General features: G+C 64.0%; 25 protein-coding genes. 12 read left to right on the top strand and 13 right to left on the bottom strand.

What is annotated here, in order from left to right; genetic code table 11:
* Positions 1-33: 33 nt before the first annotated feature.
* Entirely contained in the window at positions 34-669 is a 636-nt protein-coding gene (locus tag JLDANKMP_RS15370; protein ID WP_212561575.1) for a LysE family transporter, read from the bottom strand.
* Positions 670-743: 74 nt separating this feature from the next.
* Positions 744-1559 carry an AraC family transcriptional regulator gene (locus JLDANKMP_RS15365; protein WP_212561574.1) on the bottom strand — a complete coding sequence of 272 codons (816 nt, stop codon included), beginning with the start codon at positions 1557-1559 and terminating at the stop codon, positions 744-746.
* Positions 1560-1648: 89 nt separating this feature from the next.
* On the opposite strand from JLDANKMP_RS15365, the gene moeB reads away from it, so the two are divergent.
* From moeB to guaA, 5 genes are all read left to right on the top strand, one after another.
* Entirely contained in the window at positions 1649-2785 is a 1137-nt protein-coding gene (gene moeB, locus JLDANKMP_RS15360; RefSeq protein WP_212561573.1) for a molybdopterin-synthase adenylyltransferase MoeB, read from the top strand.
* 248 nt (positions 2786-3033) lie between these two features.
* Positions 3034-4866: a monovalent cation:proton antiporter-2 (CPA2) family protein gene (locus JLDANKMP_RS15355; RefSeq protein WP_099561356.1), complete on the top strand. Its 1833-nt coding sequence runs from the start codon at positions 3034-3036 to the stop codon at positions 4864-4866.
* A 482-nt stretch (positions 4867-5348) separates the two neighbouring features.
* On the top strand, positions 5349-6227 hold the full coding sequence (folD, locus tag JLDANKMP_RS15350; protein ID WP_005413112.1) for a bifunctional methylenetetrahydrofolate dehydrogenase/methenyltetrahydrofolate cyclohydrolase FolD: 879 nt from the start codon (positions 5349-5351) through the stop codon (positions 6225-6227).
* 491 nt (positions 6228-6718) lie between these two features.
* Entirely contained in the window at positions 6719-8176 is a 1458-nt protein-coding gene (gene guaB / locus JLDANKMP_RS15345) for an IMP dehydrogenase (protein ID WP_212561572.1), read from the top strand.
* A gap of 103 nt (positions 8177-8279) precedes the next feature.
* Complete coding sequence (gene guaA / locus JLDANKMP_RS15340; protein ID WP_212561571.1) at positions 8280-9845, top strand: glutamine-hydrolyzing GMP synthase; 1566 nt, start codon at positions 8280-8282, stop codon at positions 9843-9845.
* A gap of 153 nt (positions 9846-9998) precedes the next feature.
* Here the strand turns inward: guaA and JLDANKMP_RS15335 are convergent, their stop codons facing one another.
* The 4 genes from JLDANKMP_RS15335 to JLDANKMP_RS15320 all read right to left on the bottom strand — a co-directional run bounded on the left by JLDANKMP_RS15335 (position 9999) and on the right by JLDANKMP_RS15320 (position 15248).
* Positions 9999-10838, bottom strand: coding sequence for a Dam family site-specific DNA-(adenine-N6)-methyltransferase (locus tag JLDANKMP_RS15335; RefSeq protein WP_212561570.1), 840 nt, complete (start codon positions 10836-10838; stop codon positions 9999-10001).
* A complete protein-coding gene (locus JLDANKMP_RS15330) occupies positions 10813-13143 on the bottom strand; it encodes a DGQHR domain-containing protein (protein ID WP_212561569.1) in 2331 nt (776 codons plus the stop codon). The genes JLDANKMP_RS15335 and JLDANKMP_RS15330 overlap by 26 nt, the downstream gene beginning before the upstream one ends.
* A 251-nt stretch (positions 13144-13394) precedes the next feature.
* On the bottom strand, positions 13395-13778 hold the full coding sequence (locus JLDANKMP_RS15325; protein WP_212561568.1) for a hypothetical protein: 384 nt from the start codon (positions 13776-13778) through the stop codon (positions 13395-13397).
* A gap of 552 nt (positions 13779-14330) precedes the next feature.
* Positions 14331-15248, bottom strand: coding sequence for a LysR family transcriptional regulator (locus tag JLDANKMP_RS15320; RefSeq protein WP_212561567.1), 918 nt, complete (start codon positions 15246-15248; stop codon positions 14331-14333).
* A 96-nt stretch (positions 15249-15344) separates the two neighbouring features.
* Here JLDANKMP_RS15320 and JLDANKMP_RS15315 point away from each other — a divergent pair, with 96 nt between their 5' ends.
* From JLDANKMP_RS15315 to JLDANKMP_RS15300, 4 genes are all read left to right on the top strand, one after another.
* Complete coding sequence (locus JLDANKMP_RS15315) at positions 15345-16184, top strand: type 1 glutamine amidotransferase domain-containing protein (protein ID WP_212561566.1); 840 nt, start codon at positions 15345-15347, stop codon at positions 16182-16184.
* Between the two features lie 98 nt (positions 16185-16282).
* Positions 16283-17014 carry a hypothetical protein gene (locus JLDANKMP_RS15310; protein ID WP_197567578.1) on the top strand — a complete coding sequence of 244 codons (732 nt, stop codon included), beginning with the start codon at positions 16283-16285 and terminating at the stop codon, positions 17012-17014.
* Positions 17015-17088: 74 nt separating this feature from the next.
* Positions 17089-17568: a hypothetical protein gene (locus JLDANKMP_RS15305; protein WP_343237744.1), complete on the top strand. Its 480-nt coding sequence runs from the start codon at positions 17089-17091 to the stop codon at positions 17566-17568.
* An 83-nt stretch (positions 17569-17651) separates the two neighbouring features.
* Positions 17652-18434: a 3-hydroxybutyrate dehydrogenase gene (locus tag JLDANKMP_RS15300; protein ID WP_212561565.1), complete on the top strand. Its 783-nt coding sequence runs from the start codon at positions 17652-17654 to the stop codon at positions 18432-18434.
* On the opposite strand, the gene JLDANKMP_RS15295 is transcribed toward JLDANKMP_RS15300, so the two are convergent.
* The gene (locus JLDANKMP_RS15295) at positions 18431-19195 is read right to left on the bottom strand and encodes a hypothetical protein (protein WP_212561564.1); all 765 of its coding nucleotides are present in this window, start codon (positions 19193-19195) and stop codon (positions 18431-18433) included. The genes JLDANKMP_RS15300 and JLDANKMP_RS15295 overlap by 4 nt on opposite strands.
* Positions 19196-19292: 97 nt before the next feature.
* Entirely contained in the window at positions 19293-19670 is a 378-nt protein-coding gene (locus JLDANKMP_RS15290) for a DUF4180 domain-containing protein (RefSeq protein ID WP_154267844.1), read from the bottom strand.
* 181 nt (positions 19671-19851) lie between these two features.
* On the opposite strand from JLDANKMP_RS15290, the gene JLDANKMP_RS15285 reads away from it, so the two are divergent.
* On the top strand, positions 19852-21102 hold the full coding sequence (locus tag JLDANKMP_RS15285) for an alpha/beta hydrolase (RefSeq protein WP_343237746.1): 1251 nt from the start codon (positions 19852-19854) through the stop codon (positions 21100-21102).
* A gap of 54 nt (positions 21103-21156) precedes the next feature.
* On the opposite strand, the gene JLDANKMP_RS15280 is transcribed toward JLDANKMP_RS15285, so the two are convergent.
* Genes JLDANKMP_RS15280 through JLDANKMP_RS15270 form a run of 3 tightly spaced genes read right to left on the bottom strand, consistent with a single transcriptional unit; the run spans position 21157 to position 22416 of the window.
* Positions 21157-21615 carry an SRPBCC family protein gene (locus JLDANKMP_RS15280; RefSeq protein WP_005409329.1) on the bottom strand — a complete coding sequence of 153 codons (459 nt, stop codon included), beginning with the start codon at positions 21613-21615 and terminating at the stop codon, positions 21157-21159.
* 2 nt (positions 21616-21617) lie between these two features.
* The gene (locus tag JLDANKMP_RS15275; RefSeq protein ID WP_099529753.1) at positions 21618-21950 is read right to left on the bottom strand and encodes a metalloregulator ArsR/SmtB family transcription factor; all 333 of its coding nucleotides are present in this window, start codon (positions 21948-21950) and stop codon (positions 21618-21620) included.
* A 10-nt stretch (positions 21951-21960) separates the two neighbouring features.
* Positions 21961-22416: an SRPBCC domain-containing protein gene (locus JLDANKMP_RS15270; RefSeq protein WP_111189644.1), complete on the bottom strand. Its 456-nt coding sequence runs from the start codon at positions 22414-22416 to the stop codon at positions 21961-21963.
* 234 nt (positions 22417-22650) lie between these two features.
* Here JLDANKMP_RS15270 and JLDANKMP_RS15265 point away from each other — a divergent pair, with 234 nt between their 5' ends.
* Together JLDANKMP_RS15265 and JLDANKMP_RS15260 are read left to right on the top strand one after the other, a co-directional pair.
* Positions 22651-23238: a TetR/AcrR family transcriptional regulator gene (locus JLDANKMP_RS15265; RefSeq protein WP_212561562.1), complete on the top strand. Its 588-nt coding sequence runs from the start codon at positions 22651-22653 to the stop codon at positions 23236-23238.
* 92 nt (positions 23239-23330) lie between these two features.
* Positions 23331-23831 (top strand): hypothetical protein, encoded by a 501-nt coding sequence (locus tag JLDANKMP_RS15260; protein WP_212561561.1) that lies wholly within the window; start codon positions 23331-23333, stop codon positions 23829-23831.
* A gap of 11 nt (positions 23832-23842) precedes the next feature.
* On the opposite strand, the gene JLDANKMP_RS15255 is transcribed toward JLDANKMP_RS15260, so the two are convergent.
* Positions 23843-24310 (bottom strand): chemotaxis protein CheW, encoded by a 468-nt coding sequence (locus JLDANKMP_RS15255; protein ID WP_212561560.1) that lies wholly within the window; start codon positions 24308-24310, stop codon positions 23843-23845.
* Between the two features lie 107 nt (positions 24311-24417).
* Positions 24418-24852: a BLUF domain-containing protein gene (locus tag JLDANKMP_RS15250; RefSeq protein ID WP_032966646.1), complete on the bottom strand. Its 435-nt coding sequence runs from the start codon at positions 24850-24852 to the stop codon at positions 24418-24420.
* Positions 24853-24891 lie beyond the last annotated feature (39 nt).

Below are 24891 nucleotides of genomic sequence, written 5' to 3'. Positions count from 1 at the left end.
GAACGCTATTGCGACAGGCGCGAATTACCGGCATCAGCCCAGCCACAGCGACACGGCGATCCAGAGCGCCAGCGCAATCATCAGCAGCCCTGCGGCCCGTTCCAGCCAGGGCAGGGCACGCGCGAATCGACCCAGCACCCATGGGTGGCCGACCAGCGCGGCAACCAGCAGATCCCATAGCAGGACGATGCCGAACATCCACGCGCCATAGAAGAACTTCGTTGCGGCGCTGGCCTGCGGACCGTTGAGCATCGCCGCCAGCGTTGCGTAGAACAGCGCATTCTTCGGGTTCAGCAGCGCAGACAGGGCACCCAGCGCTGCCGCCCTCCACCATCCCTGGGCCCCACCCGCTCGCGATCCGTCGGCAGCTTCAGCTGCCTGCAACGTCGTCGAACCCGCATGGCGCAGGAACAGCGTGCCGAGGTACAGCAGGAACCCGCAGCCCGCCAACTGCACCGCAATGAACCCTGCGCTGCCTGGGCGCAGCATGGCCGTTCCGGTGAAAGCGGCCACGATGAAGACGCCATTGCCGACGGCGATGCCTGCGCAGGCACCACTGGCAGTGCGCCATCCCGAGGTGATCGCGGTGCGTGCAACGAGGAAGAAGTCGGGGCCGGGTGAGAGCAGGGCGAGAAAATGTACGGTGGCGATGACCAGGAACTGTTCCATCGGATCCGGCGGCGGCTGGCTGGGGCGCCAGTCTGCGGATGCGCCGCGCGATGGTATTGAACGTTATTGCAGGCTCAGCGCCGGTATTGGCCCGGGGTCGCACCGGCGTGGGCCTTGAAGACCCGCTGGAAATGGCTCTGGTCGGCAAAACCCAGTGCATGCGCGACCACGGCCAGTGCCTGCCCTTCGCACAGCCGGCGGCGGGCCTCCTGGATGCGCTGGTCGATCTGCCAGGCGTGCGGGGTCAGGCCCGTGGCGCGTCGGAAGGCACGGATCAGCTGGTAGCGGCTCATGCCTGCCAGCGATGCCAGCTCCTGCAGGGCCGGGGTGTGTTCGAGCCGCTGGCGCAGGACGTCCATCACCGGCTGCAAGCGCTGCTGTAACGCGGCATCTTCAAGCGGGCCGGCGACGGCTACACCATCGTGTTCATCCAGATCGCCGACGAACACGATCAGGGCCGCTTCCTTGACGCTGACCGGGTCGTCGGAGAACAGCGTCTCGTTGAGCTGGCAGTACTGCTGGTAGCGCGGGCGATGGTTGGAAATCCGGATCGGTTCCTGCTGCCAGTCGGGTTCGGGCAGGTCGTCATACTCGGCGCGGACCTCGGCCATCCAGCGCGGGTCCAGATGCAGCATCTGGTAGCTCCAGAGCTGGCCGGGCAGGGGGTTGCAGGCGTGCACGCGGCCTGCGGGCACGCCGACCAGACTGCCGGGCTTCAGCAGGCGCGGTCCTTCCGCGGCGCCGGTGAACACGCTGCTGCCGGCGTCGACGGCGCCGATCGAGAAGGTGTCATGGCTGTGCGGGCGATGGCAGGCGCGGCTGTCGCACGCCCGTCGGCTTTCGACGAAGGGGATGCGCGGGTCACGCCAGAATTCGGTGGCAGAGCGCATGCAGCGGTTCCGGGGTGCAGGGGGCAACGCCCGCATGGTGCCATGTTCGGGGCAGGGCGCGTCGAGGGTGTCTGCGCGATAATGCGGCCATGAGCATCCAAGAGCTTTCCCCCGCGCAGGCGCGCGAGCGCCTGGCCCATGGCGCGGTGCTGATCGATGTGCGCGAGGCGCACGAACGGGCCGGCGGGATGGCCGAAGGCGCGCGCGGCGTGGCCAAGGGCGAGCTGCAGGCCGACCCGACCGCACACCTGCCGCGGCACGACCAGGAGATCCTGCTGATCTGCCAGAGCGGCAAGCGCTCGGCCGATGCCGCGCAGTTCCTGCTGCAGGCCGGCTACACTCACGTCGCTTCCGTGACCGGCGGTACCGTGGCCTGGCGCGAGCAGTCGCTGCCGCTGGTGCAGCCGCTGTCCAGCGCCGCCGACCGTGATTTCTACGATCGCTATTCGCGCCACCTGCTGTTGCCGCAGGTGGGCGAGGCCGGCCAGCGCCGGCTGCAGCAGTCGCGCGTGCTGGTGCTGGGCGCGGGTGGGCTGGGCGCACCGGCTGGGTTCTACCTGGCTGCCGCCGGGGTGGGGCACCTGCGCTTCGCCGACCACGATCGCGTGGAACGCAGCAACCTGCACCGGCAGATCGTGCATACCGAAGCCAGCGTGGGCCAGCTCAAGGTCGATTCGGCGCGCGAGCGGCTGCTGGCGCTGAACCCGTCGATCGAGGTGGAGGCCGTGCCGGAGCGGGTCACCTCCGAGAACGTGGATGCGCTGTTGGACGGCGTGGACGTGGTGCTGGATGGCTCGGACAACTTTCCGCTGCGCTACCTGCTCAACGACGCCTGCATCAAGCACGCGATACCGATGGTGTACGCCGCCATCGAGCGCTTTGATGGCCAGGTAAGCGTGTTTGACGCCGGCCGCCAGCGTGGCGTGGCGCCGTGCTACCGCTGCCTGTTCCCGGAGCCACCGCCGCCGGAGTTCGCGCCGAACTGTTCCGAGGCCGGTGTGCTGGGCGTGCTGCCGGGATTGGCTGGTGTGCTGCAGGCCACCGAAGTGCTGAAGCTGCTGCTGGGCATCGGCGAGCCGCTGGTCGGCCGCCTACTGCGCTTCGACGCGCTGGGCATGCGCTTCCGCGAGACCGGCATCCGGCCGGACCCGCACTGCCCGGTGTGCGCGCCGGACGTGCCATTCCCGGGGTATATCGATTACGCCGCGTTCTGCCGGGGTGGGTGAGGCTGGCCGGGGAATGCCTTGGTAGATGCCGACCTTGGTCGGCGTTTTCGTGCCAACCAAGGTTGGCACCTACCGAAGCGGGCGCATGGTGGCACCCACCGACGCGGATGCATGGTTTCGGGATGATGCTGGGGTAGCTCCCTACATCGTTCCACCTCCAAGACAATCCGGCGCAACATGCGTGCTATTGCCGTCATCGGCATTGCTCTATTGTTGAACCCGATTCTGGATCTTGGGGAACACACCGCATGGCGGTAGAAGCAGCGACCAGCGAGCTGGTCAAGGTCGTCGCCCTGTTGGGCGCGGCGGTGGTGATGGTGCCTTTGTTCCGCCGGGCCGGCCTGGGCTCGGTGCTGGGCTACTTCGCCGCTGGCCTGGCGATCGGACCGTTCGGGCTGGGCTGGTTCTCCGACCCGCAGGCCATCCTGCATACCGCCGAGCTCGGCGTGGTGATGTTCCTGTTCGTGATCGGCCTGGAAATGCGGCCTTCGCACCTGTGGAGCCTGCGCAAGGAGATCTTCGGGCTGGGCACGCTGCAGATCGTCACTTGTGCGCTGGTGCTGACCAGCATTGCCAAGTTGTTCGGCCTGCCCTGGCAGGTGGCCTTCATCGGTGCCACCGGCTTCGTGCTCACCTCCACCGCAGTGGTGATGCAGTTGCTGGCCGAGCGCGGCGACATCGCGCTGCCATCGGGGCAGAAGATCGTTTCGATCCTGCTGTTCGAAGACCTGCTGATCGTGCCGCTGCTGGCGCTGGTGGCGTGGATGGGCCCGAGCGCCGGCAGTGCCGACGGCGAGGGTTCGCGCTGGCTATCGGTGGCGATCGGTGTGGGTGCCATCGTCGGCCTGGTGCTGGTCGGCCGCTTCCTGCTCAACCCACTGTTCCGCGTGCTGGCCGAGTCGAAGGCGCGCGAGGTGATGACCGCCGCCGCGCTGCTGGTGGTGCTGGGTGCGGCGCTGCTGATGCAGCTGTCCGGCCTGTCGATGGCGATGGGCGCGTTCCTGGCCGGCGTGCTGCTGAGCGAATCGACCTTCCGCCACCAGATCGAAGCGGACATCGAACCGTTCCGCGGCATCCTGCTTGGCCTGTTCTTCCTCAGCGTGGGCATGGCGCTGGACCTGGGCGTGGTGGCTGGCAACTGGCAGCTGATCCTCGGCCTGGTGCTGGCGTTGATGGCGGCCAAGGCGCTGTGCATCTACGTGGTCGCGCGCATCATGGGCAGCGACCACGCGCAGGCGCTGGATCGCGGCGTGCTGATGGCGCAGGGCGGCGAGTTCGCCTTCGTGCTGTTCTCGGCCGCCGCATCGGCCGGCGTGATCAATCTGGAGATCAATGCCAACTTCACCGCCGTGGTGGTGCTGTCGATGGCGCTGACCCCGCTGGTGGTGCTGCTCTACAAGCGCGTGGCGCCGAAGCCGACGGTGAACATGGACGGCGTGGACGAGGCCGATGGCCTGTCCGGCAGCGTGCTGCTGATCGGCTTCGGTCGCTTCGGCCAGGTCGCCAGCCAGTCGCTGCTGGCGCGCGACGTGGACGTGACCATCATCGACAACGATGTGGAGATGATCCAGAGCGCGGCGCGGTTCGGCTTCAAGATCTACTACGGCGATGGCACCCGTCTGGACGTGCTGCATGCCTCGGGCGCGGCGACTGCACGTGCGATTGCGGTGTGCGTGGACAAGGCCGAGGCCGCCGACCGCATCGTTGAACTGGTGGCACACGAGTTCCCCCAGGCCAAGCTGATGGTGCGCTCGTTCGACCGCGAGCATTCGCTGCGGCTGATCCATGCCGGTGTCGATTTCCAGATCCGCGAGACGTTTGAGTCGGCGGTGCTGTTCGGCCAGGCCGCATTGGTGGAGCTGGGTGCGGATGAAGACGATGCGATCGAGATCGCCGAGCAGATCCGGCGCCGCGATGCCGAGCGTTTCGAGCTGGAGATTGCCGGTGGTGGTCTGAATGCCGGCGCCAAGATGGTGTTTGGCAACTCCGGCCAGGGCGTACCGACGCCGACGCCGTTCACCGCGCCGAAGCGGGCAAGCAAGACGTTGAACCCGCAGGACGTGCCGGAAGAGGAAGAGTAAAGCCCGGTAGTGCCGGCCGCTGGCCGGCAGATACGGAAACGTTCCGACGTCNTGAGGTTGCCGGCCAGCGGCCGGCACTACCCGTGTGGGGAATTGCCGAAGCCGGTGGTTGGTAGTGCCGGCCGCTGGCCGGCAGATACGGAAACGTTCCGACGTCNTGGGTTGCCGGCCAGCGGCCGGCACTACCGTGNGGGGAATTGCCGNAGCCNGNGGTTGGTANTGCCGGCCGCTGGCCGGCAGATNCGNAAACGTTCNGACGTCATGNGGTTGCCGGCCAGCGGCCGGCACTACCCGCGCGGGGAATTGCCGAAGCCGGTGATTGGTAGTGCCGGCCGCTGGCCGGCAGATACGGAAACGTTCCGACGTCATGAGGTTGCCGGCCAGCGGCCGGCACTACCGGTGCGCGGTGTCGGCGCGCGGCGGTGGGCGAGGGGGCCTGAATCAGGGACAATAGCGTCCCCGCCGCCCCACGCCCGCTCCCGATGACCGATTCCGCCTCCCAGCATCCTGCCCGCATCCTTGATGGCCGCCGTATCGCCGAGGACCTGCTCGACAGCCTGAAGGTGCGCGTCGACGCCCGCGTCGCCGCTGGCGGCAGCCGTCCAGGCCTGGCTGTGGTGCTGGTCGGTGGCGACCCGGCCTCGACGGTGTACGTGCGCAACAAGCGCCGTGCCGCCGAGAAGGTCGGCATCGAAGCGCATGACTACGATCTGCCGGCCGGTACCACCGAAGCCGAGCTGCTCGACCTGATCGACCAGCTCAACGCCGATCCGAAGATCAACGGCATCCTGATCCAGCTGCCGCTGCCGGGCATCCCCGATGCGCGCCGGCTGATCCAGCGCATCGACCCGCGCAAGGACGTGGACGGCTTCCACCCGGAAAACGTCGGCCACCTGGCCCTGCGCGAGTTCGGCCTGCGCCCCTGCACCCCGCGCGGCATCACCACGCTGCTGGGCCACACCGACCAGCCGGTGCGTGGCCGCAACGCCACCATCGTGGGCGTGAGCAACCACGTCGGCCGCCCGATGGGCCTGGAGCTGCTGATCGCCGGCTGCACCGTGACCAGCTGCCACAAGTTCACCCCCAAGGACGTGCTGGAACAGGCCGTGCGCAACGCCGACATCCTGGTGGTGGCGGTGGGCCGCCCGGGCATCGTGCCGGGCGAGTGGGTGAAGCCGGGCGCGGTGGTGATCGACGTCGGCATCAACCGGTTGGACGACGGCCGGCTGGTGGGCGACGTCGGGTTTGAAGCGGCCGCCCAGCGGGCCAGCTGGATCACCCCGGTGCCGGGTGGCGTGGGCCCGATGACCGTGGCCACGCTGATGCAGAACACCCTGGAAGCGGCGGAAGCGCTGAGCTGACCTGCGATTGGGGAGATCTGCTGTTGGTGGGTGCCGACCGTTGGTCGGCACAATGCCGGGGCAGGGTGATGCCCTGCTCCTGGTAGGTGCCAACCTTGGTTGGCATGATCCGTCCGGCACCTGGACCCGAGGTGGGGTGAAGGCCTCTGGCTGTTTGTGCCAACCAAGGTTGGCACCTACCAAAGGCGCTCCAGGGCTGGCCCGAGTGATCCTCTTAAGGTGGGTGCCGACCGTTGGTCGGCACAATGCAGGAGACACAGGTGTCTGAAGGGTAGTGCGGACCAACGGTCCGCACCCACCAAAGGCAGGCCGGTGACTCGCTCCTGGTAGGCGCCAACCAAGGTTGGCACTTACCAAAGGCAGTATGCCGCCGGCCCGGATGGCCCCCTGAACCAATCGCCGCCCGCGCGACACTGCGTCGCATCTACCCCCTGCCACGCGGCGCGAAAAAGGGGTAAAATGTCGCGCTTCCCCACATCTCGGGTATGCCGATGCTGCGCATCCAGGCTGAAGCACTCACTTACGACGACGTCTCGCTCGTCCCCGCCCACTCGACCATCCTGCCGAAGGACGTCAACCTCGAAACGCGGTTGACTCGCGACCTGAAGCTGAAGCTTCCGATCCTGTCCGCAGCCATGGATACCGTCACCGAAGCCCGCCTGGCCATCGCCATGGCCCAGCTCGGCGGCATGGGCATCATCCACAAGAATCTCAGCCTGGAACAGCAGGCCGCGGAAGTGGCCAAGGTCAAGAAGTTCGAGGCCGGTGTCATCCGCGACCCGATCACCGTCGGTCCGGAAACCACCATCCGCGACGTGCTGGCCCTGACCCAGGCGCACAACATCTCCGGCGTGCCGGTGGTGGGCAGCGACGGCCTGCTGGCCGGCATCGTGACCCACCGCGACATGCGCTTCGAGACCGAGCTGGACGATCCGGTCCGCCACATCATGACCAAGAAGGATCGCCTGATCACGGTCAAGGAAGGCGCCGCCTCCGACGAAGTGCTGCAGCTGCTGCACCGCAACCGCATCGAAAAGGTGCTGGTGGTCAATGATTCGTTCGAACTGCGTGGCCTGATCACCGTTAAGGACATCCAGAAGAACACCGACTTCCCGAACGCTGCCAAGGATCTGTCGACCCGCCTGCTGGTGGGCGCTGCCGTAGGCGTAGGTGGCGATACCGATCGCCGCGTGGAAGCGCTGGTCGCCGCCGGCGTGGACGTGGTCGTGGTTGATACCGCACACGGCCACTCGCAGGGCGTGCTGGACCGCGTCAGCTGGGTCAAGAAGAACTTCCCGAACGTGCAGGTCATCGGTGGCAACATCTGCACCGGCGAAGCCGCACTGGCGCTGCTGGACAGCGGCGCGGACGCAGTGAAGGTCGGCATCGGCCCGGGCTCGATCTGCACCACCCGCGTCGTCGCCGGCGTCGGCGTGCCGCAGGTCACCGCCATTGATCTGGTGGCCGAAGCGCTGCAGGACCGCATCCCGCTGATCGCCGACGGTGGCATCCGCTACTCGGGCGACATCGGCAAGGCGCTGGCCGCTGGTGCCTCGACCATCATGGTCGGTGGCCTGCTGGCCGGTACCGAGGAGTCGCCGGGCGAGACCGAGCTGTACCAGGGCCGTTCGTACAAGAGCTACCGCGGCATGGGTTCGCTGGCTGCGATGGAGAAGGGGTCGAAGGACCGCTACTTCCAGGACGCCGCCACCGCCGACAAGCTGGTGCCGGAAGGCATCGAAGGCCGCGTGCCGTACCGCGGCCCGGTGGGCGGCATCATCCACCAGCTGATGGGCGGTCTGCGCGCCACCATGGGCTACGTGGGCTGCGCCACCATCGAAGACATGCGCAGCAAGCCCAAGTTCGTGAAGATCAGCGGCGCCGGCCAGCGTGAGAGCCACGTCCACGACGTGACCATCACCAAAGAGCCGCCGAACTACCGCGCCTGATGCGGGCCGAGCAAAGAGGAACGGGGAAGCACTTCCCGTTCCTCTTTCTCCATCTGCCGCCGTAAATCTGATTTCGTTTTCCCTACTGCATTGCCGGGGCGCCATGACCAATATCCATAACGACAAGATCCTCATCCTCGATTTCGGCGCGCAGTACACGCAGCTGATCGCCCGCCGCATCCGCGAGCTGGGCGTCTACTGCGAAATCTGGGCATGGGACCACAACCCGGCCGAGATCGCCGCATTTGGCGCCAAGGGCATCATCCTGTCCGGTGGCCCGGAATCGACCACGCTGCCGGGTGCACCGGCCGCGCCGCAGGAAGTGTTCGACAGCGGCCTGCCGATCTTCGGCATCTGCTACGGCATGCAGACCCTGGCCGCGCAGCTGGGCGGTGCCACCGAAGCCGCTGACCAGCGCGAATTCGGCCACGCCGAAGTGAACGTGATCAACCCGGATGCGCTGTTCAAGGGCCTGAGCGACCACGGCGGCGAGCCGAAGCTGAATGTCTGGATGAGCCACGGCGACCACGTCTCCGTCGCGCCGCCGGGCTTCACCATCACCGCCACCACCGACCGCATTCCGGTGGCCGCCATGGCCAACGAAGAAAAGCGCTGGTACGGCGTGCAGTTCCATCCGGAAGTGACCCACACGCTGCAGGGCCAGGCGCTGCTGCGCCGCTTCGTGGTGGATGTGTGCGGCTGCCAGACCCTGTGGACCGCCGCCAACATCATCGACGATCAGATCGCCCGCGTGCGCGAGCAGGTGGGCGATGACGAAGTGATCCTGGGCCTGTCCGGCGGCGTCGATTCGTCCGTAGTGGCCGCGCTGCTGCACAAGGCCATCGGCGAAAAGCTGACCTGCGTGTTCGTGGATACCGGCCTGCTGCGCTGGCAGGAAGGCGACCAGGTGATGGCGATGTTCGCCGAGCACATGGGCGTGAAGGTGGTGCGCGTGAACGCCGCCGACCGTTACTTCGCCGCGCTGGAAGGCGTGAACGACCCGGAAGCCAAGCGCAAGATCATCGGCAACCTGTTCGTTGAGATCTTCGACGAAGAGTCGAACAAGCTGAGCAACGCCAAGTGGCTGGCGCAGGGCACCATCTACCCGGACGTGATCGAGTCGGCCGGCAGCAAGACCGGCAAGGCGCATGTGATCAAGAGCCACCACAACGTGGGCGGCCTGCCGGAGCACATGAAGCTGGGCCTGGTGGAGCCGCTGCGCGAGCTGTTCAAGGACGAAGTGCGCCGCCTGGGCGTTGAGCTGGGCCTGCCGCGCACCATGGTCTACCGCCACCCGTTCCCGGGCCCGGGCCTGGGCGTGCGTATCTTGGGCGAAGTGAAGCGCGAATACGCCGAACTGCTGGCCAAGGCCGATGCCATCTTCATTGATGAGCTGCGTAAGGCCGACCTGTACGACAAGACCAGCCAGGCATTTGCCGTGTTCCTGCCGGTGAAGTCGGTGGGCGTGGTGGGTGACGCGCGGGCTTATGAGTGGGTGATTGCGCTAAGGGCCGTGGAAACGATTGACTTCATGACGGCGCATTGGGCGCACCTGCCGTATGGGTTCCTGGGTACGGTGAGCAACCGGATCATCAATGAGTTGCGGGGGGTGTCACGGGTGGTATATGACATCTCGGGGAAGCCGCCGGCGACTATTGAGTGGGAATGAGTTGAAAGCACGAGGGCGCCGAGAGGCGCCCTTGTTGTTTCTGGTCAGTATAGAGGTGGCTTGCTGAAAAGTTCTATGTTCCCTCACTCAGCGTGGTGCGAAGGCCGAAGAACGCGAAGCCCGTAGCTTGTTCCACCGGTCTCTCCTACGCGGCTATAGATTCAATGAGATGACCACTTCGGTGGTCTTCTTTCGTCGAGTGGCGATAGACGACATCACACTTGATCGCTCAACTACTGAAATGTCAAAGTCTGAGTAGAGCTCGTGGATGGAAGGGTGGTCGGCATTGGTTGCCATCACAGATGCGCCCCGCGAAGCAGCTGCCGCGAGTTCATCTCTAAGCCTGACCTGATCCGCCCACGAGAATAACTGTTCGTTGTAAAGAATAAATCCGTTGTGATTGTGTTTGACGGTGTAGGGTGGGTCGCAAAATATAAAATCACCCTGTCCACATTCTTTTATTACTTTTCCGAAATCGCCGTGTGTTAGAGTGGCGCCTACTAACATCTTGCTGATCGATTCAAAGTCATCAGTGGGCATGACTACTGCATCTTTCGTGCCGCGGGGAACGTTGAACTGTCCTTTGCGATTTACGCGATACAGGCCGTTAAAGCAAGTTCTGTTTAGATATATAAAACGCGCGGCCCTAGCCGCCGATTCATTTGGCGTGGAGCTGCGCACTGAGTAATAGTAACTGTCGTCCTTCAGATGCTTTCGTTGGTGAGCTTGCAGCAGAGTGAAGACGCTTTCCCAGTCATCCTTGATGGCTTGATACGTGGCGATTAGGTCCGCATTGAAGTCATTAAGGAGCGCGCACGTCGGGCGCGAATGGAAGAACATCGCAGCGCTTCCAAGGAAAGGTTCAACGTACCGAGCGTTCAGCGGGATCATTTGCATGACCTTGGACTCTCGCGTCAACCAGCGCTTGCCGCCGGCCCACTTCAGAAAGGGCGGCACTATCGGTCCTTCAGTCTTCTGGCTGGATTTGATCATAGTCGTATGCGCTAATCCGAGACTGAAGGGTATTTGCCACAAGCTCTAAAAGGTCGAGGTCGTCCAAGCTGTAGCCGCGGCCTGGTGCTGCATGAGCGGGGATTCGCCGAATCTCGTTGAATCTATCCATCCACTTTACGTTCTTGGCGTTACCCTTTTGGCCGTCAAGTGGTATATCCATGACGTCCTTAAAAAGTGGCCATCGTGTTTTCTCTTCAATAATTTGCTTTAGATCGATAAAGTCGAGATAGGCTTCGAGAGGAAGTCGGGCGCCAACTTCAACATCCTGCGACTTGCTATACGCTGAGGTCTTTATCTTTCCTTGAACAATTCCCTTTTCCCAATAGTTGTTATTTTCCTCGCCAAACTTGGCTCGGAAAACTTTAAATATATGATCGATTGCTAGAATATTGATCTGCTGAACCTGTTGATCCGCAGTGTTCTTCAGCTCCTCCGATTGGGTCTTCTCCCAATCTTCCAAGCCGTCAGGACAGAAGGAATGATGCTTCTGGCGAAGGATTTGAGAAAAACGCAAGAACAATGTTCTGGGTGCGCCGCTCCCATATCCAGCGGAGAGTGTGGCGTCGACCTTGTCTGGAGCGCTATCCTTTATATAGTCTAGGAGGGGCGCGGCAAAGTCTGTCACCTTCTCCAAGAGATCTGTATCACTAGCTTTAACTTTTAATTGGCCGGATTTCTGCAAATGCCGTGTAATTTCACCGAGCAACAAACTTAGTGCCTGAATGGAGTCATTTGTGCACAATTTTCCAGTTCGGCCGATTTCCCATCGTGCCACGTCCGCCTCTTGGAACTGGCGCAAAAATCCGTTAAGGACCTTGGTGCCCCGTTGGAGAGTGGCGTTGTCAGTGCCGGTGCCTAGTGGTCCAGGCAAATAGTCTCCCTTCTGGGCAGTCCCAAATATTCCGGAACGCTTGAGGCCAATCTTTACTTGAGGAACGGTCAGGCAGGCACGATTGCTTCCTTTGATGCCTTCCGCAGAGAAGCGCGCATGAAGGGGGCTAGAAGGATCCTTATTCATGGTTTGAATCGCGCGTGCCGCCAGAGCCCCAATGCGCTCTCCCGGGTTATCCGATCCCCATTTTAGCTGGCCTTCCAAGTCATCAAGCAAGTTTTTGGGGACGGACTTCTGCTCATGATTGATGGTCACGAACATTTCAGCCTCTTCTTCCTTGGATATTCCCTCGAAGGCGACTACTACAAGTCGTTGGTCGAGGTAAGGGTCTGGTAAGGAAGCGTAGCCGTAAAGTCGATGCTGACCGTCAATAATCCATGCGGATTTGTAGGTGTTTGGCAGATAGAGTGTCCCGAAATGAACTTCGGTTCCGGTGTCCTTATTGGTGATATCAAAGCGCGGCGGTTTGCTAAAATTAATTAGCAAATTGTTGGGAAATATTCCGCCGTTCAGAATGTAAGATGCAATTGACTTTAGCCTGCTCTTCTGAACAAGGCGCTGGTAGGTTGGGTGGCCTTCCGGATCGTCGAGCGTTCGGTGATTGACGAAGGATATTTTTAGAAGCTGTCTCGGAGTTGATACGAAGGAGTAAAAGTATCTCCCGCCCAACTTTGATCGCGTGGCAGAGACTGTCACCCCGGTCATCTCTGGGATGGGCTGATCCTTCAGGAACTCCGCTAGGAACTGGAACCTAGCCGCCTTACCCAGAAGCTCTGCAATCTGGGTGAAGTAAGGGAGCTCTTGCTCTGTGACTCTCTTAATATTTTGCTTTGCGGCAAATTCAATGTCGGATTCAGACCAGACAATGTTCTCGGTTAGATAGAACCAAAGAATCTTAGGTTTGAATCCGCTATAAAAATTCTTTACCGCTGTGGCGACTTCTCCCTTGCAGGACGCAAAGTCTGCCAACTCCTTCGAGACGCTGGCTCTTTTGAGGCGCTCAGAGGTCTTGACGCGGGTTACAATAACGGTTTCATCATCCGCCGCGAACACGGAAAAGGGGCGCTCGACGACCTCTTCTTTCCGCTTCTTTGTCAGAATTCTGAAATTGCGCCCGGAGTTCAGCTCTCGATAGCCCATCTTATATAGAAGGGTCCACCAAATGTTCTCTACTCTCTCGTCAAGGCATTTGTCCTTGCGCAGAGATGCCTTGCCTTTTTCTTTCTTGTGGATGATCCATCCATTATCAAGGTTATGAGCGATCTCATCACTGATCACCCTCTTCTGATCAAATTTCTTCGACCTAAGTCTGAACTCTTTTCGAAGATCTACATCCTTGTCTAGCAACGGCCAGATTGCTGCGTCTGATGGTTGCTTGGCTCCCTTAGCCACATCTCTTCCCCTGATAGCAGACGTGGAACAGTAGCGCATTGTTAGGCAAACGTGAAGGGTGTGGTCGTGCTTGCGAGCATCGATTGTGGCTAGCAACTATTCGGCGGAGGCAGCGGTAGATGCAGGACGTACAGTCCAACCTCCTCTTCCGTCGCCTCTGGGCATTGCAAATGTGACCAGAACACTTTCCGGAACACACTGCACGAAGGTTTCGGGGCTGACCCTATTGGGGCAGTCGGAGTGCTCGACTCTTAACCTTTAGATGGGCTTTGGGCTAGTGATTCCGGCCTCACCTCATGACAGCCCCACTCAACCAACCCCCTACAAGCCAGAAACAACCCATCAACAACCCCCTCATCCAAATGCCGCTCCGGCTCCGCTGCCACCCGGCAGCGGTCTGCCGCGTGCAGTAACTCCAGCACCGTGAGCGCCCCAACCATCGCGCGCTCGCTCCTGGCCAGGCTCACGCGACGACCAGGTGACACATCGGTTTCTGGCCAGGGGTGCCCATCTGCTCCCTCGCAGCCGCGCATGCGCTTGAGAATGCCGAGCAGGGAGTTCAGGTCGGGCAGGGGAGTGTCGTCGTTGATGGGCTCAACAACGGTGTACGAAGAGAAGGTGTCGGATTCGTTCATGGCGTCGGCTTCCGTGGCTGTGCTTAACAGCGCCACCGAGAAGAGGGTGGCGGACGATGCGTGGCTGCAAACCGGGACGAAGTAGTGCCATGACCGGTGGGTCCGAGGACCCCCACGCACCGCCCGCCATACAGGCCGACGGATTGCCCGCCGGCACCGGTTAAGGACGGTGCCGACGGGCAAGCGTAAACAACAGGCACAACAATCGTCGCGGGTTTGCAGACCCGGAGCCACCCGTTGTCGGTGGCACGTCATGTTGGTTACGCAGTCGCTTCGAATGCCAATAGAAATTCGCGAAGGAATCGCGGAATCCGAGAGCGAAGAACTATTGTTGCATGCAGCATTCGTGCAGCACGCGACGCCAGCAGGCGCATTCGCGCATCTGCTCTGCTGATAGCGAATCAACGTGGCGCAATCGCCCACGCCAAAAGCGAATAGCGCGACAGCCTTCTTTGCAACAGTTCTTAGTCCGCCTCGCCAAGCAGCGGCACGCGATCAGCCGCACATCCCGAAAAGCGGTTCAAACCCGACACTGTTAACAAGCTCGCAGCTTCAAACAACGCCAGCCTCCGCCGCATTCCCCACCAACAACTCAATCATCGCCCGCGCCGCCGTCGACTGCCGCCGATGCGGCGCATAGATCACCGAGAATGGCCTTGACCGCCCACGCAACTGCGGCAGCACTTCCACCAGCTCCCCCCGCTGCAACCGCTCGCGCACGATGAACGCATAGCTCTGGCAGATGCCGATGCCCTGTTCGGCCAGCGACACCACGCCCAGCACATCGTCGGAGGTCTCGATGGACGAGCGCGGCAGCCAGTCCACGTCGCGCCCGCCGTCGCGGAAGATCCACGGCGCCAGCCGCCCGGTGCGCGGCATCACGAAGGGCAGGCACAGGTGCTGCTGCAGATCGTCCAGCGTCTGCGGTGTGCCGCGGCGCTGCAGGTAGTCCGGCGCGGCCACCAGCAGCAGCGGCGCGTCCTCCAGCTTCCGCCCCACCAGTCCGCTGTCCGGCAGCTGGCCCAGGCGGATGGCCAGGTCGAAGCCTTCGGCCACCAGGTCCACGTTGCGGTTGGTGATGTTCAGTTCCACCTGCACCTGCGGGTACTGCTGCGCAAAGCGCGCCAGCACGGGCGGCAGCCGGTAGTGGCCATAGGTGGTGGGCACGCTCAGGCGCACGCGGCCGGCCAGCGCGCCGTCCTGGGCCAGTAAGTCGCGCTCGGCGTCGTCCAGCAGGCCGAAGGCGGTGCGCACCTGTTCCAGGTAGAGCCGCCCGGCGTCGGTCAGGCCCACGCGGCGGGTGGTCCGTTGCAGCAGCTGCCGGCCCAGCCGCGCTTCCAGCCGGGTGACCGCGCGGCTCAGCACCGAGGGCGTGGTGGACAGCGCCACCGCGCCGGCCGTGAACGAGCCGTGCTCGACCACCGCCAGGAACACCTCCACATCGCCCAGGTAGTCGAACTTGCGGCTCATTTGGCTCTCCGGGGAACAGATGTTTTGCGATGGGGCCAATTTATCGCCGCTGGGGCGATGAATAAAGTGGCCGCCATTCCCCGATAGGAGTTCCCCATGAACCTGATGACCCGGCTGGCCGCAGCGCTGGCCCTGACCCTGGCCGCCACCGGCGCGCAAGCCGCCAACGTGCTGGTGGTGCTGTCCGACGAGAACCACCTGGACCTGAAGGACGGCAAGGTGCTGTCCACCGGCTTCTATCTCAACGAGCTGATGCAGCCGGTCAAGCTGCTGCTGGATGCGGGCCACGAGGTGACCTTCGCCACGCCGCAGGGGTGGGCGCCGACGGTGGATGCGTCCTCGGTGACGCCGGCGTACTTCGGCAACGATGCCGCGCAGCTGACGCTGCACAAGGAGCTGCTGGAGAAACTGGCGCTGACCTCGCCGACCGCCTCGTCGGTGGTCAGCCTGGCGCGCGTCGAACAGCAGGGCTACGCCCGCTTCGATGCGGTCTACATTCCCGGTGGCCACGCGCCGATGCAGGACCTGCTGAAGAGCCCGGCGCTGGGCCGGCTGCTGGCCGACTTCCACCAGCGCAACAAGACCACCGCGCTGGTCTGCCACGGGCCGATCGCGCTGCTGTCCACGCTGCCGAATGCAGCAGGTTTCGTCGCGAAGCTGGAAACGGGTGCGATGCCGGCCATGCCGAAGTGGATCTACAGCGGCTACCAGATGACGGTGATCAGCAACCAGGAAGAAGAACAAGCCAAGCCGCTGCTGGGCGGCGGTGAGATGAAGTTCTACCCGCAGACCGCGCTGCAGCGGGCGGGGGCGAAGTTCAGCAGCAACACCACGCCGTGGACCGGGCATGTGGTGGTGGACCGCGAGCTGATTACCGGGCAGAACCCGGCTTCTGCGCTGGAGGTGGGGCAGCGGTTGGTGGAGCGGTTGAAGTAAGGCGGGCTCTGCATCGCATGCGGTGCCGTGGCACCATGATGGGCTCGCCTCGTCCTTCCGGGCGGGGCCGTTTTCCCAGGGAAGCCCTCGAACACGACATGCGAACGTCTTTTTTCATTCTCTCCGCCCTGTGCCTTGGCTTGCTGTCCGGCTGTGCCAGTGGCCCGGAGGAACACGCCTCAAGCCGCGAGATCACCGGCGCATTCGTGGCCGACGACGGCCAGCTGTACCTGCTGCCGCGCTATGACGAGCCGATGCGCTTCAATGCCGCGCCGTTCCGCGAGTACCGCGCGCTGATGGACAGCCCGCTGCGCGAGGCGGTGGCCTGCGCGCAGATGTATTTCCATGAAGACTGGCGCGACCCGGCCAACAAGGCCAAGGTGCACGGCAGCTATGCGCTGCTGCTGCGGCCGGAGCAGGTGACGGCGGAACAGGCCGCGCAGTTCAAGCTGGAGCGGATTGAGGTGCTCCCGCGTGAGGCCAAGGCCGTGGAGGAGCGGGCGCGCTACTACCTGCCGATGGACCGGACCCGTTACGCGCTGGCGTTTGACCGCGCCTGCAATCTTTCAAGGAAGGGCGGCAGCTATTACAGCGCGCTGTTCGAGGGCGACGGCGAGCGGGTGCAGTTGCCGGATGCTGCGGCGCTGGCAGAGAAGGGGAAACTGGACCAGCCGATCAATGCGCGGGCGCAGCGAATCCTGCCGGAGCGGGAGGACAAGCCGGGTGTGGGTTCGGCGGCGGGCAAGGTGCTGGGGGCAGCGTTGATCCCTGTGGCGGTTCCGGTGTTTGTGCTGAGCCTGCCGTTCCTGGGGCCGGATCATTGGAAGTGAAAAGGCGTTGGGGGAGAATCATCCACGCATGGCGTGGATTGGGCATCGCCTGAAAGTTCATCCTGGAGATCTGTGTGCCAAGCACGCTGGAAACTGTTTTGAAGACTGCAGGCTTCATTGTCGTTGCGGCGCTTCCGTTGGTGATCCTTTGGTTCATCCTTCGGCGAATGTCAGCGACCGCGCGTTCTGCATTGGAATCCGGGCTGCGTTTGAATCCCCCTCGCCGGATTTCCGGTAAGTCCATGACCCTGGTGATGGTGGATGGAAAAGAGGATCGGGAGCACTACTTCTTTGATGCGGCGTCCTTTTACCTGCGGCGTGGGCCGGTGCCCACGGCGGTTCCGCTTTCGCAGATCACCTCAGTCCTACGAACGTCCGACAGGATCTACGGGCGCTATGTCTGGCAGGTGTGTTTCAGCAAAGCATCGGGCAGAAAGTGCGTGACGTTCACCAACAACCTGACGCTGTTCAACCGCGACTTCCTGCTGTTCCTGGAGGCGGTGCGGAAGGCCAACCCGTTGGCGACCGTTGATCGGGCAGGCATCCGCTTCTAGCTGTGGGCCGACTTGAGGGTGTCAGTTAAAGCGGCGAGCCGGTGACGCTACACTGGCCGCCTGTGCCCGATGGAAGCTCGCCCATGTTCTCTGGAAAGGTCGCGGTGGTCACCGGCTCCACCAGCGGTATCGGTCTTGGCATTGCCACAGCCTTGGCGCGGCAAGGTGCCGATATCGTGCTGAACGGCTTCGGCGATGCGGCGGAGATCGAACGCATCCGTTCCAAGCTGGAAACCGAGTTCGGCGTGCGCGTGGCGCATGACGGCGCCGATCTCTCCCGTGGCGAGGCAGTGCGCCGGATGATTGAGCATGCCGTCGCGACGATGGGCCGCATCGACATCCTGGTAAACAACGCGGGCATCCAGCACACCGCGCCGATCGAGGAATTCCCTGTCGAGAAGTGGAATGCGATCCTGGCGTTGAATCTCTCGGCCGTGTTCCATGCCACGGCAGCGGCCTTGCCGCACATGAAGCAGCAGGGCGCCGGCCGCATCATCAACATCGCATCCGTGCACGGGCTGGTCGGGTCAGTGAACAAGTCGGCCTATGTGGCGGCCAAGCATGGCGTGGTGGGCTTCACCAAGGTGACCGCACTGGAGAATGCGGGCACCGGCATCACCGCCAATGCGATCTGCCCGGGCTGGGTGCGGACGGCGCTGGTCGAGCAGCAGATCACTGCGCTGGCCGAGCGCCAGGGCACGGATCAGGAGTCCGCCGCGCGTGCGCTGCTGGCTGAGAAGCAGCCGTCGTTGCAGTTCGTGACGCCCGAGCAGCTGGGAGAAATGGTGGTGTTCCTGGCGTCGGACGCTGCGGCGCAGATCACCGGCACGGCGCTGCCGGTGGATGGGGGCTGGACGGCGCGCTAGTTGGCTGGCTGCGCCTTACGCTGCAGCATCGGCAGTGCCACCAGTGTGGCGAGAATGGTGAACAGCACCAGCGACGAACCGACCGTGCCGAAGCCCAGGCCGCCCTTTTCCAGTGGCTTGGTGAGCAGGTCGCCGAAGGTGGCGCCGAACGGGCGGGTGAGCACGAAGGCGATCCAGAACAGGATGACCTGGTTGATGCCCTTGATGCGGCTGGCCAATGCGGTGAGCGCGATGAGGCTGCCGATCAGCAGGGCGCCGCCGGTGAAGCCCAGCCCGGAATCGTCGGCGAGGAAATCACCCAGCGCGGTGCCGAGCGTGTTGGAGAACAGCACGGCGGTCCAGTAGAAGCCTTCGGCGCGGCGCGATGCGATGTTGCTGACCGAGATCGACTTTTCCGACATGCGCCAGGCCAGCAGCACCAGCGCCAGGCAGCCGGCCAGCAGGCTGGCGCCGGTGGCGTAGCCCAGCCCCAGGGTGCGGTCGATCAGGTCCGACAGGGTGGTGCCGGCGGTGCTGGTCGCCAGCACCACCGACCAGAACAGCACCGGGTGGAAGCGATGTGCCGACAGTTGCAGGGCCAACAGGCCGGCGAAGATCGCCAGCAGGATGGCCGAGCTGGCCACGTAGCCGAGGTTGAGCGTCATCGACAGCAGGTCGCCTGCGGTCTCGCCGAGGGTGGTGGCGGCGATCTTCATCACCCAGAAGCCGAGGGTGACCGCCGCCACTTTGCTGTGCAGGGAATCGGTGTCTGAAGCACGCATCGAACGTCGACCGGGGAGCCTGCCGGTGATGCTGTGTTGGGCGGCGTCGGAGTGCAGTCGGAACCGGGTTCGGCGAGAGTGAGCGTGGGGGCGGCGTTCAGCCGGTGCGGGCGGGGGCCGGCAGGCGTGCCAGCAGGGCGTCCCAGTCGGCCACGAAGCAGCCGTTGTGCCCACGGTTGCACTCGGTGATCCACGCGTCCAGCGATTCGCTCTGTGCGCGGTAGCCGCTGACATCGCCCAGGACGGCGAAGTGCAGGCGGTAGTTCACCAGCATCTGCAGCCATTGCCCGGCCATGCCGGAGCGCAGCTCGAAGAAGTCTGCCGATAGGCGCTGCACCGGCACGGCGATCCACTCGGCCTGGTGCCCAAGGGCATCGCCGACCAGGTCGCGCAGGGCGTTGCCATCCAGAAGCGGGCCTGTATCGGCGCTGCGCAGGACGCGGGTGCTGCCGATCTGTTCTACATGTGTGTGCATCGTGCGCTCTGAAGTTCGTATCGTCCGCCCAGTATGGTCATGGGAGAGGCCGACAGTAAGCAGATGCAGCATGAATATGGCAAGCGAACGCGCTAGGCTGCGCCGGGCGCCCGCACGAGGCGGGTTCACGATACCGGGGAAGGGCATGGCAGGGTGGAGGAGTCGTTCGTTGTTGAGCGCGGTGCTGGTGTGTTCGGGGCTGCCGGTTGCAGCCGCCGAGCTGTGCACGGCCAGTGCCTACGGTGACGAGCAGGGCAACATCGTGGTGCTCGGCGCACCCGCTGCGGCACCGGCCACGGGCCAGCGCTATCTGATGCTGGACGGGCGACGTGGCGCCACCGGCGATGCCTACGCACCGGTGAGCTGCAGCGGCGACGTGGTCAGCTTCAGGACGCCTGCGGGAGCCACGCAGCGTTGGCAGCGACTGCCGACCCGCGATACCAATGCAACGTTCATCAGTGCCGGAACCAAGCTGGTCGGGCAGTTGATCGAGCCGGCAGGGCCGGCCGACCCGACGCGGCCGCTGGTGGTGCTGGTGCACGGCTCGGAACGCACGATGGCGGTGGCGGCGATCTACCAGCGCATGCTGGTGGCCCAGGGCATTTCGGTGTTCGCCTACCAGAAGCGTGGCACCGGCGATTCGGAAGGCGAGTACACCCAGAACTTCGAGCTGCTGGCTGACGATGCAGCGGCGGCGCTTGCCAAGGCACGTGAGCTGGCGGCGGGGCGTTTCGGTCGGGCCGGCTACTTCGGTGGCAGCCAGGGCGGGTGGATCGCGCCGCTGGCGGCGACGCGCTCGCAGGCGGATTTCGTGGCGATCGGTTTCGGCCTGGTGGTGTCGCCGATCGAGGAGGACCGCGAGCAGCTGTTCGACGAGGCACGCCGCATGCAGCTGGATGCAACGGCGATGAAGCAGGTCGGCCAGCTTTCAGACGCGACCGCGCAGTTGATGCGCACGCATTTCAATGAAGGGTTCGAGGCGCTGGCGAAGGTGCGTACGCAGATCGGTGCCGCACCGTGGGCAAAGAACATCAGCGGCGAATACAGCGGCGACATGCTGCGCATGAGTGACGCCGACCTGCGCCGGATCGGCCGCGCGCGATTCGACAACCTGGAGCTGATCTGGGACTACGACGCCGAGGCCGCGCTGCGCCGCCTGAAGGTGCCGTTGCTGTGGGTGCTGGCCGAGCAGGACCGCGCCGCGCCGATTGCCGCCACGCGTTCGATCCTGTCGCGCCTGCGCGCGTCGGGGCAACCGATCGACACCTACCTGTTCCCGGATACCGACCACGGCATGGTCGAGTTCCGCACCGATGCCGAGGGCAACCGAGTGTCGACGCGGATCACCGACGGCTACCTGCGCCTGCTGGCCGATTGGATCAAGCAGGATGTGCATGGCAGTTATGGACGTTCGCGCAGATTGAGCGATTGACCGGATGGGGAGCGCCAGCGGCGGATGGCGCTCCGCCGCCGATTGCGGCACGACTCAGTTCGGCTTCGCAAATACGTCCAATCCCTTGCCGGTTTCCAGCAGCGACTTCAGGCTCGACAGCACGATCGGCCAGCCCTGGCGGATGCCGGTATCCATGCCGCTGCCCGGTTCCAGCTCCTCATGGGTAACCGTCAGCCGCACCATGTCCTGATAGGGCACGATGTCGAAGGTGACGCGGCTGTAAGCATCCGGGTTGTCGGCCTGCGAGGCGGCGGCCCAGGTGATGACCAGGCGCGAGGGCGGGGTGCTTTCCACCACTTCGCCCACCAGTTCGACCGATCGTGTTTCGTTGGCGCGCACGTGCTGCCAGCGCGAGCCGGGCTTCCAGTCCGAGACGTTCTCGTGGCCCCAATAGCGGCTGGCGATCTCGGGGCGGGTGATGGCCTCGAACACCTTCTGTGGCGTGGAGGCGATATAGATCACATGGATGAAGCGGGTGGACTCTGCGGACATCGTCATTCTCCTTCCAGTTCGCGTTTCAGGTCATGCAGCAGGCTCAGGCGCTGCTGCTCGAACTTGCGTACCCAGCGCTCGTAGACTTCATGCAGCGGCACCGGGTTGATGAAGTGCAGCTTCTCGCGGCCACGGCGCACCGTGCTGATCAGGTTGGCGTCTTCCAGCAGGCCCAGGTGCTGGGTGACCGATTGCCGGGCCATGTCCAGGTGCTCGCACAACTGGCCCAGCGTCTGCCCGTTGTCTTCGCAGAGCAGATCCAGCAGCGTGCGGCGCGTGGGATCGGCCAGCGCCTTGAATACCTTGTCTGCGTCGCGCACGTGGTCTACCGCCATGGGGATGTCTTCAATTCCAGTTGTCGATCCTGACGTCGTGGGGGTTGGGCTGGCCCTTGCCGGTCTCCAGCAGGGCCTTCAGGCTCATCAGGAACACCGCCCACTTGGTGCTGCAGTGGTAGGTGAACTCGACGCGCTCTTTCCAGCCTTCATGGGTGAACAGGACGATGCAGTAGTCGCCTTCCTGTTTCAGCGCGAAACGCGCATGCGTGCCGATCCATTCGGCAGGGCCGGCCAGGAACTTCCAGAGCACCAGCTCGCCGGGAATGAGCTGTTCCAGCTGCATTTCCATGGCACCGATTTCCTGGCCGTTATTGGTGAAACGGACCTTGACCGTGCCGCCGGTCTCGCGGTCGCCGTGGGTGTCTTCGGCCCACCAGGCGGCGACGCCTTCGGGGGTGGCCAGGGCTTGGTACACCTGGCTTGCGGGGGCCTTGATGCCGACCCTGTGCGCGATATCCACCATTGCAGGTTCCTCGCGATGGGCCGGCAGGCGCCGCCCTTGGGATGGACTATATGCAGGTAAATGCCTGCATGTCAAATCCCGCCACGAACGCCCGGGCGTGGTAGTGCCGGCCGCTGGCCGGCGTCCCGGTGGCGTTGGGTGCGTGCAGTTGCCGGCCAGCGGCCGGCACTACCAGATGCTGCTCACCCGGCAGCGGGTTGTTGACAGCCCGCCAACCTACTAGTAGGTGGCGGCATGAAAGAGTCGCTCTCTCCCAAGGCCCAGGAGATCCTGGCCCATGCCCGCTCGCTGCTGGAGGCCGGTGGCTACAACGGCTTCAGCTACGCCGACGTGTCCGCGCGGGTGAACATCAGCAAGGCCAGCATCCATCACCACTTCCGCAGCAAGGCGGACCTGGTGCGCACGGTGGTTGAACTGTACCGGGCCGAGGCGCGCGAAGGCCTGGCGCTGCTGGACCGGCAGCTGGACGACCCGCTGCAGGAGCTCAACGCCTATGTGGAGTACTGGTCCAGCTGCATTGCAGGGGGGACGTCGTCGTTCTGCATCTGCGCGATGCTGGCAGCGGAGGCGCCGATGATCCCTGCGGAGATTGCCGATGAAGTGCGCGGGCATTTCGAGGATCTGAGCGGGTGGCTGACGGTGACGCTGGAGAAGGGCGCGGCGCAGGGCCAGTTGCGCCTGCAGGGTTCCCCTGCGGACGAGGCCAGGGCGTTCATGTCGTCGGTGCACGGCGCGATGCTGGCCGCGCGCGGTTTTGGTGATGCGGCGACCTTCGCGGCACTGGCACGCTTGGCGATCGCGCGGGTGAGCGCGGCGTCCTGAGAGATGTGTGGTGGGCCTGCGGCGACGCGGGCCTTCTTTTTGAGTCCGATGCCTACCTACTAGTAGGTTCATTCTGTCCCTGGAGGTGTCCCATGTCCCACCCTCTGTCCGCACTTGGCGTAATCCATACCGCTGTCAGCCTGATCCCGGTGTTGAGTGGCCTGTATGCCTTCATTCGCCATCGCGCAATCGATCCCGCCACGCGCGCGGGCAAGCTGTACCTGGTGGGGCTGGTGCTGTCGGTGGCCACCTCGTTCACCGTGTCCAGCACGGGCGGGATCAACCCCGGCCACGCATTCGGGGTGATCGTGCTGCTGGTGGCATTCGGCGGCGTGCTGGCCGCGCGGCTGCGCTGGCTGGGGAGCGCAGCACCTTATGCATCGACGTTTGCGCTGTCTTTCAGCTTCCTGCTGTCGTTGGTGCCCGGCGTCAACGAAACGCTGACCCGCGTGCCGGCAGCGCATCCGATTGCTGCCGCGCCGATGGCCCCGGTGGTGCTGCACACGCTGCTGGGATTGGCGGCAGTGTTTGTGATCGGCGTTGCCGCCCAGTGCTGGAGGCTGCGAAACCGTGCCTTGGCAGGACGATCCTGAGACGCCGCCGGTCACCCCAGCGTGGCAAGTGCGCCCAGCAGTGCCGCCGGTTCGATCAGTGCAGCCGAGCGCGCCGGGTCAAGTTGAATATGCCGGCTGCAGAAGCCGAATGATCGGCCTGCGACACGCTCGGGGGCGTTTGCGGTCGCGTCCGGTGTCTCGATCTCCAGCACCTCATCCACGGCCAGCGCCAGGGTTGCGGTACCGGCATTGATCAACAGCATGGCCGGGCTGCCACCGTCGAATGCCGCTTGGCCGCTCATTCGGCGCAGGTCGACCACGGGTAATGGCTGCCCACGGACTTCCACGGTCGGCCTGCCGTTGCGGTCTGCAGGGCCGAATGCCTCCAGGCCGCGAATTTCGACGGCAGCCTGGATGTCGATCGCGAACAGGGCGGTGCCTGCACGCACGATGACGATCTCGAACAGGTCGGCGGGCGATGCGCGTGTTTCCGTTGCAGGTGGGGCGGGTACTGGCATGCGATGGGCGTGGCGAAGACAGCGGGAAGGAGGATCCTGATGATGACGCCCGAACGTAACGCACGGCCGCGTCGGCAGGCGCACGCAAGGCGACGGTTCAGTGTGTATCAGGCGGGGGCGCGTGGCGGCTCGACGGTGCCGATGCGTGGGAAATGCGGACGCAGCAGGCCAACGAGCTGATCCATGCCTGGAACGGAATGGCCAAATTCGTCCCATCGCGCATTGACCAGCCCGGACACGACGATCTGCCCGGTCTCGATGCGGGTCATCGCCCAGTAGGGTACGGCGCGTGCGCCGATTGCCATGTCCAGTACCGGGGCGACGGCGGCGTGCGAACGACTGTCCTGGATACGGCGCCTGACCGCCTCCAGGCCGTCGGGCGGGCCTTCGATGTACTGGAAAAACCGCTGCCCGTCGACGAGCAGCGCTCCGGTAACGTCCACCCGGCGATTGAACGCGGCAGAGCCCGAGACGATCTGGCGGAGGGTTTCATCGGAAAGCCCAGCCGACATGTGGCTGGAGTAAGCAAATGCGTGGAGCATGGAAGGGGCTTCGTGTGACGCACGTCACTATACGCACGC

Source organism: Stenotrophomonas sp. PE591, from assembly GCF_018320795.1.
Classification (GTDB): Bacteria; Pseudomonadota; Gammaproteobacteria; order Xanthomonadales; family Xanthomonadaceae; genus Stenotrophomonas; species Stenotrophomonas maltophilia.
This window is presented reverse-complemented; position numbering and strand designations above follow the sequence as displayed.

Excerpts from the sequence above, each read along its gene's own strand:
- JLDANKMP_RS15325 (WP_212561568.1), bottom strand. The coding sequence starts at position 13,778 with ATGAACGAATCCGACACCTTCTCTTCGTACACCGTTGTTGAGCCCATC.
- JLDANKMP_RS15300 (WP_212561565.1), top strand. The coding sequence starts at position 17,652 with ATGTTCTCTGGAAAGGTCGCGGTGGTCACCGGCTCCACCAGCGGTATC.
- JLDANKMP_RS15310 (WP_197567578.1), top strand. The coding sequence starts at position 16,283 with ATGCGAACGTCTTTTTTCATTCTCTCCGCCCTGTGCCTTGGCTTGCTG.
- JLDANKMP_RS15320 (WP_212561567.1), bottom strand. The coding sequence starts at position 15,248 with ATGAGCCGCAAGTTCGACTACCTGGGCGATGTGGAGGTGTTCCTGGCG.
- JLDANKMP_RS15270 (WP_111189644.1), bottom strand. The coding sequence starts at position 22,416 with ATGGTGGATATCGCGCACAGGGTCGGCATCAAGGCCCCCGCAAGCCAG.
- folD (WP_005413112.1), top strand. The coding sequence starts at position 5,349 with ATGACCGATTCCGCCTCCCAGCATCCTGCCCGCATCCTTGATGGCCGC.
- JLDANKMP_RS15365 (WP_212561574.1), bottom strand. The coding sequence starts at position 1,559 with ATGCGCTCTGCCACCGAATTCTGGCGTGACCCGCGCATCCCCTTCGTC.
- JLDANKMP_RS15255 (WP_212561560.1), bottom strand. The coding sequence starts at position 24,310 with ATGCCAGTACCCGCCCCACCTGCAACGGAAACACGCGCATCGCCCGCC.
- JLDANKMP_RS15370 (WP_212561575.1), bottom strand. The coding sequence starts at position 669 with ATGGAACAGTTCCTGGTCATCGCCACCGTACATTTTCTCGCCCTGCTC.
- moeB (WP_212561573.1), top strand. The coding sequence starts at position 1,649 with ATGAGCATCCAAGAGCTTTCCCCCGCGCAGGCGCGCGAGCGCCTGGCC.
- JLDANKMP_RS15260 (WP_212561561.1), top strand. The coding sequence starts at position 23,331 with ATGTCCCACCCTCTGTCCGCACTTGGCGTAATCCATACCGCTGTCAGC.
- JLDANKMP_RS15295 (WP_212561564.1), bottom strand. The coding sequence starts at position 19,195 with ATGCGTGCTTCAGACACCGATTCCCTGCACAGCAAAGTGGCGGCGGTC.
- JLDANKMP_RS15280 (WP_005409329.1), bottom strand. The coding sequence starts at position 21,615 with ATGTCCGCAGAGTCCACCCGCTTCATCCATGTGATCTATATCGCCTCC.
- JLDANKMP_RS15355 (WP_099561356.1), top strand. The coding sequence starts at position 3,034 with ATGGCGGTAGAAGCAGCGACCAGCGAGCTGGTCAAGGTCGTCGCCCTG.
- JLDANKMP_RS15335 (WP_212561570.1), bottom strand. The coding sequence starts at position 10,838 with ATGATCAAATCCAGCCAGAAGACTGAAGGACCGATAGTGCCGCCCTTT.
- guaB (WP_212561572.1), top strand. The coding sequence starts at position 6,719 with ATGCTGCGCATCCAGGCTGAAGCACTCACTTACGACGACGTCTCGCTC.
- JLDANKMP_RS15315 (WP_212561566.1), top strand. The coding sequence starts at position 15,345 with ATGAACCTGATGACCCGGCTGGCCGCAGCGCTGGCCCTGACCCTGGCC.
- JLDANKMP_RS15265 (WP_212561562.1), top strand. The coding sequence starts at position 22,651 with ATGAAAGAGTCGCTCTCTCCCAAGGCCCAGGAGATCCTGGCCCATGCC.
- guaA (WP_212561571.1), top strand. The coding sequence starts at position 8,280 with ATGACCAATATCCATAACGACAAGATCCTCATCCTCGATTTCGGCGCG.
- JLDANKMP_RS15290 (WP_154267844.1), bottom strand. The coding sequence starts at position 19,670 with ATGCACACACATGTAGAACAGATCGGCAGCACCCGCGTCCTGCGCAGC.
- JLDANKMP_RS15275 (WP_099529753.1), bottom strand. The coding sequence starts at position 21,950 with ATGGCGGTAGACCACGTGCGCGACGCAGACAAGGTATTCAAGGCGCTG.
- JLDANKMP_RS15250 (WP_032966646.1), bottom strand. The coding sequence starts at position 24,852 with ATGCTCCACGCATTTGCTTACTCCAGCCACATGTCGGCTGGGCTTTCC.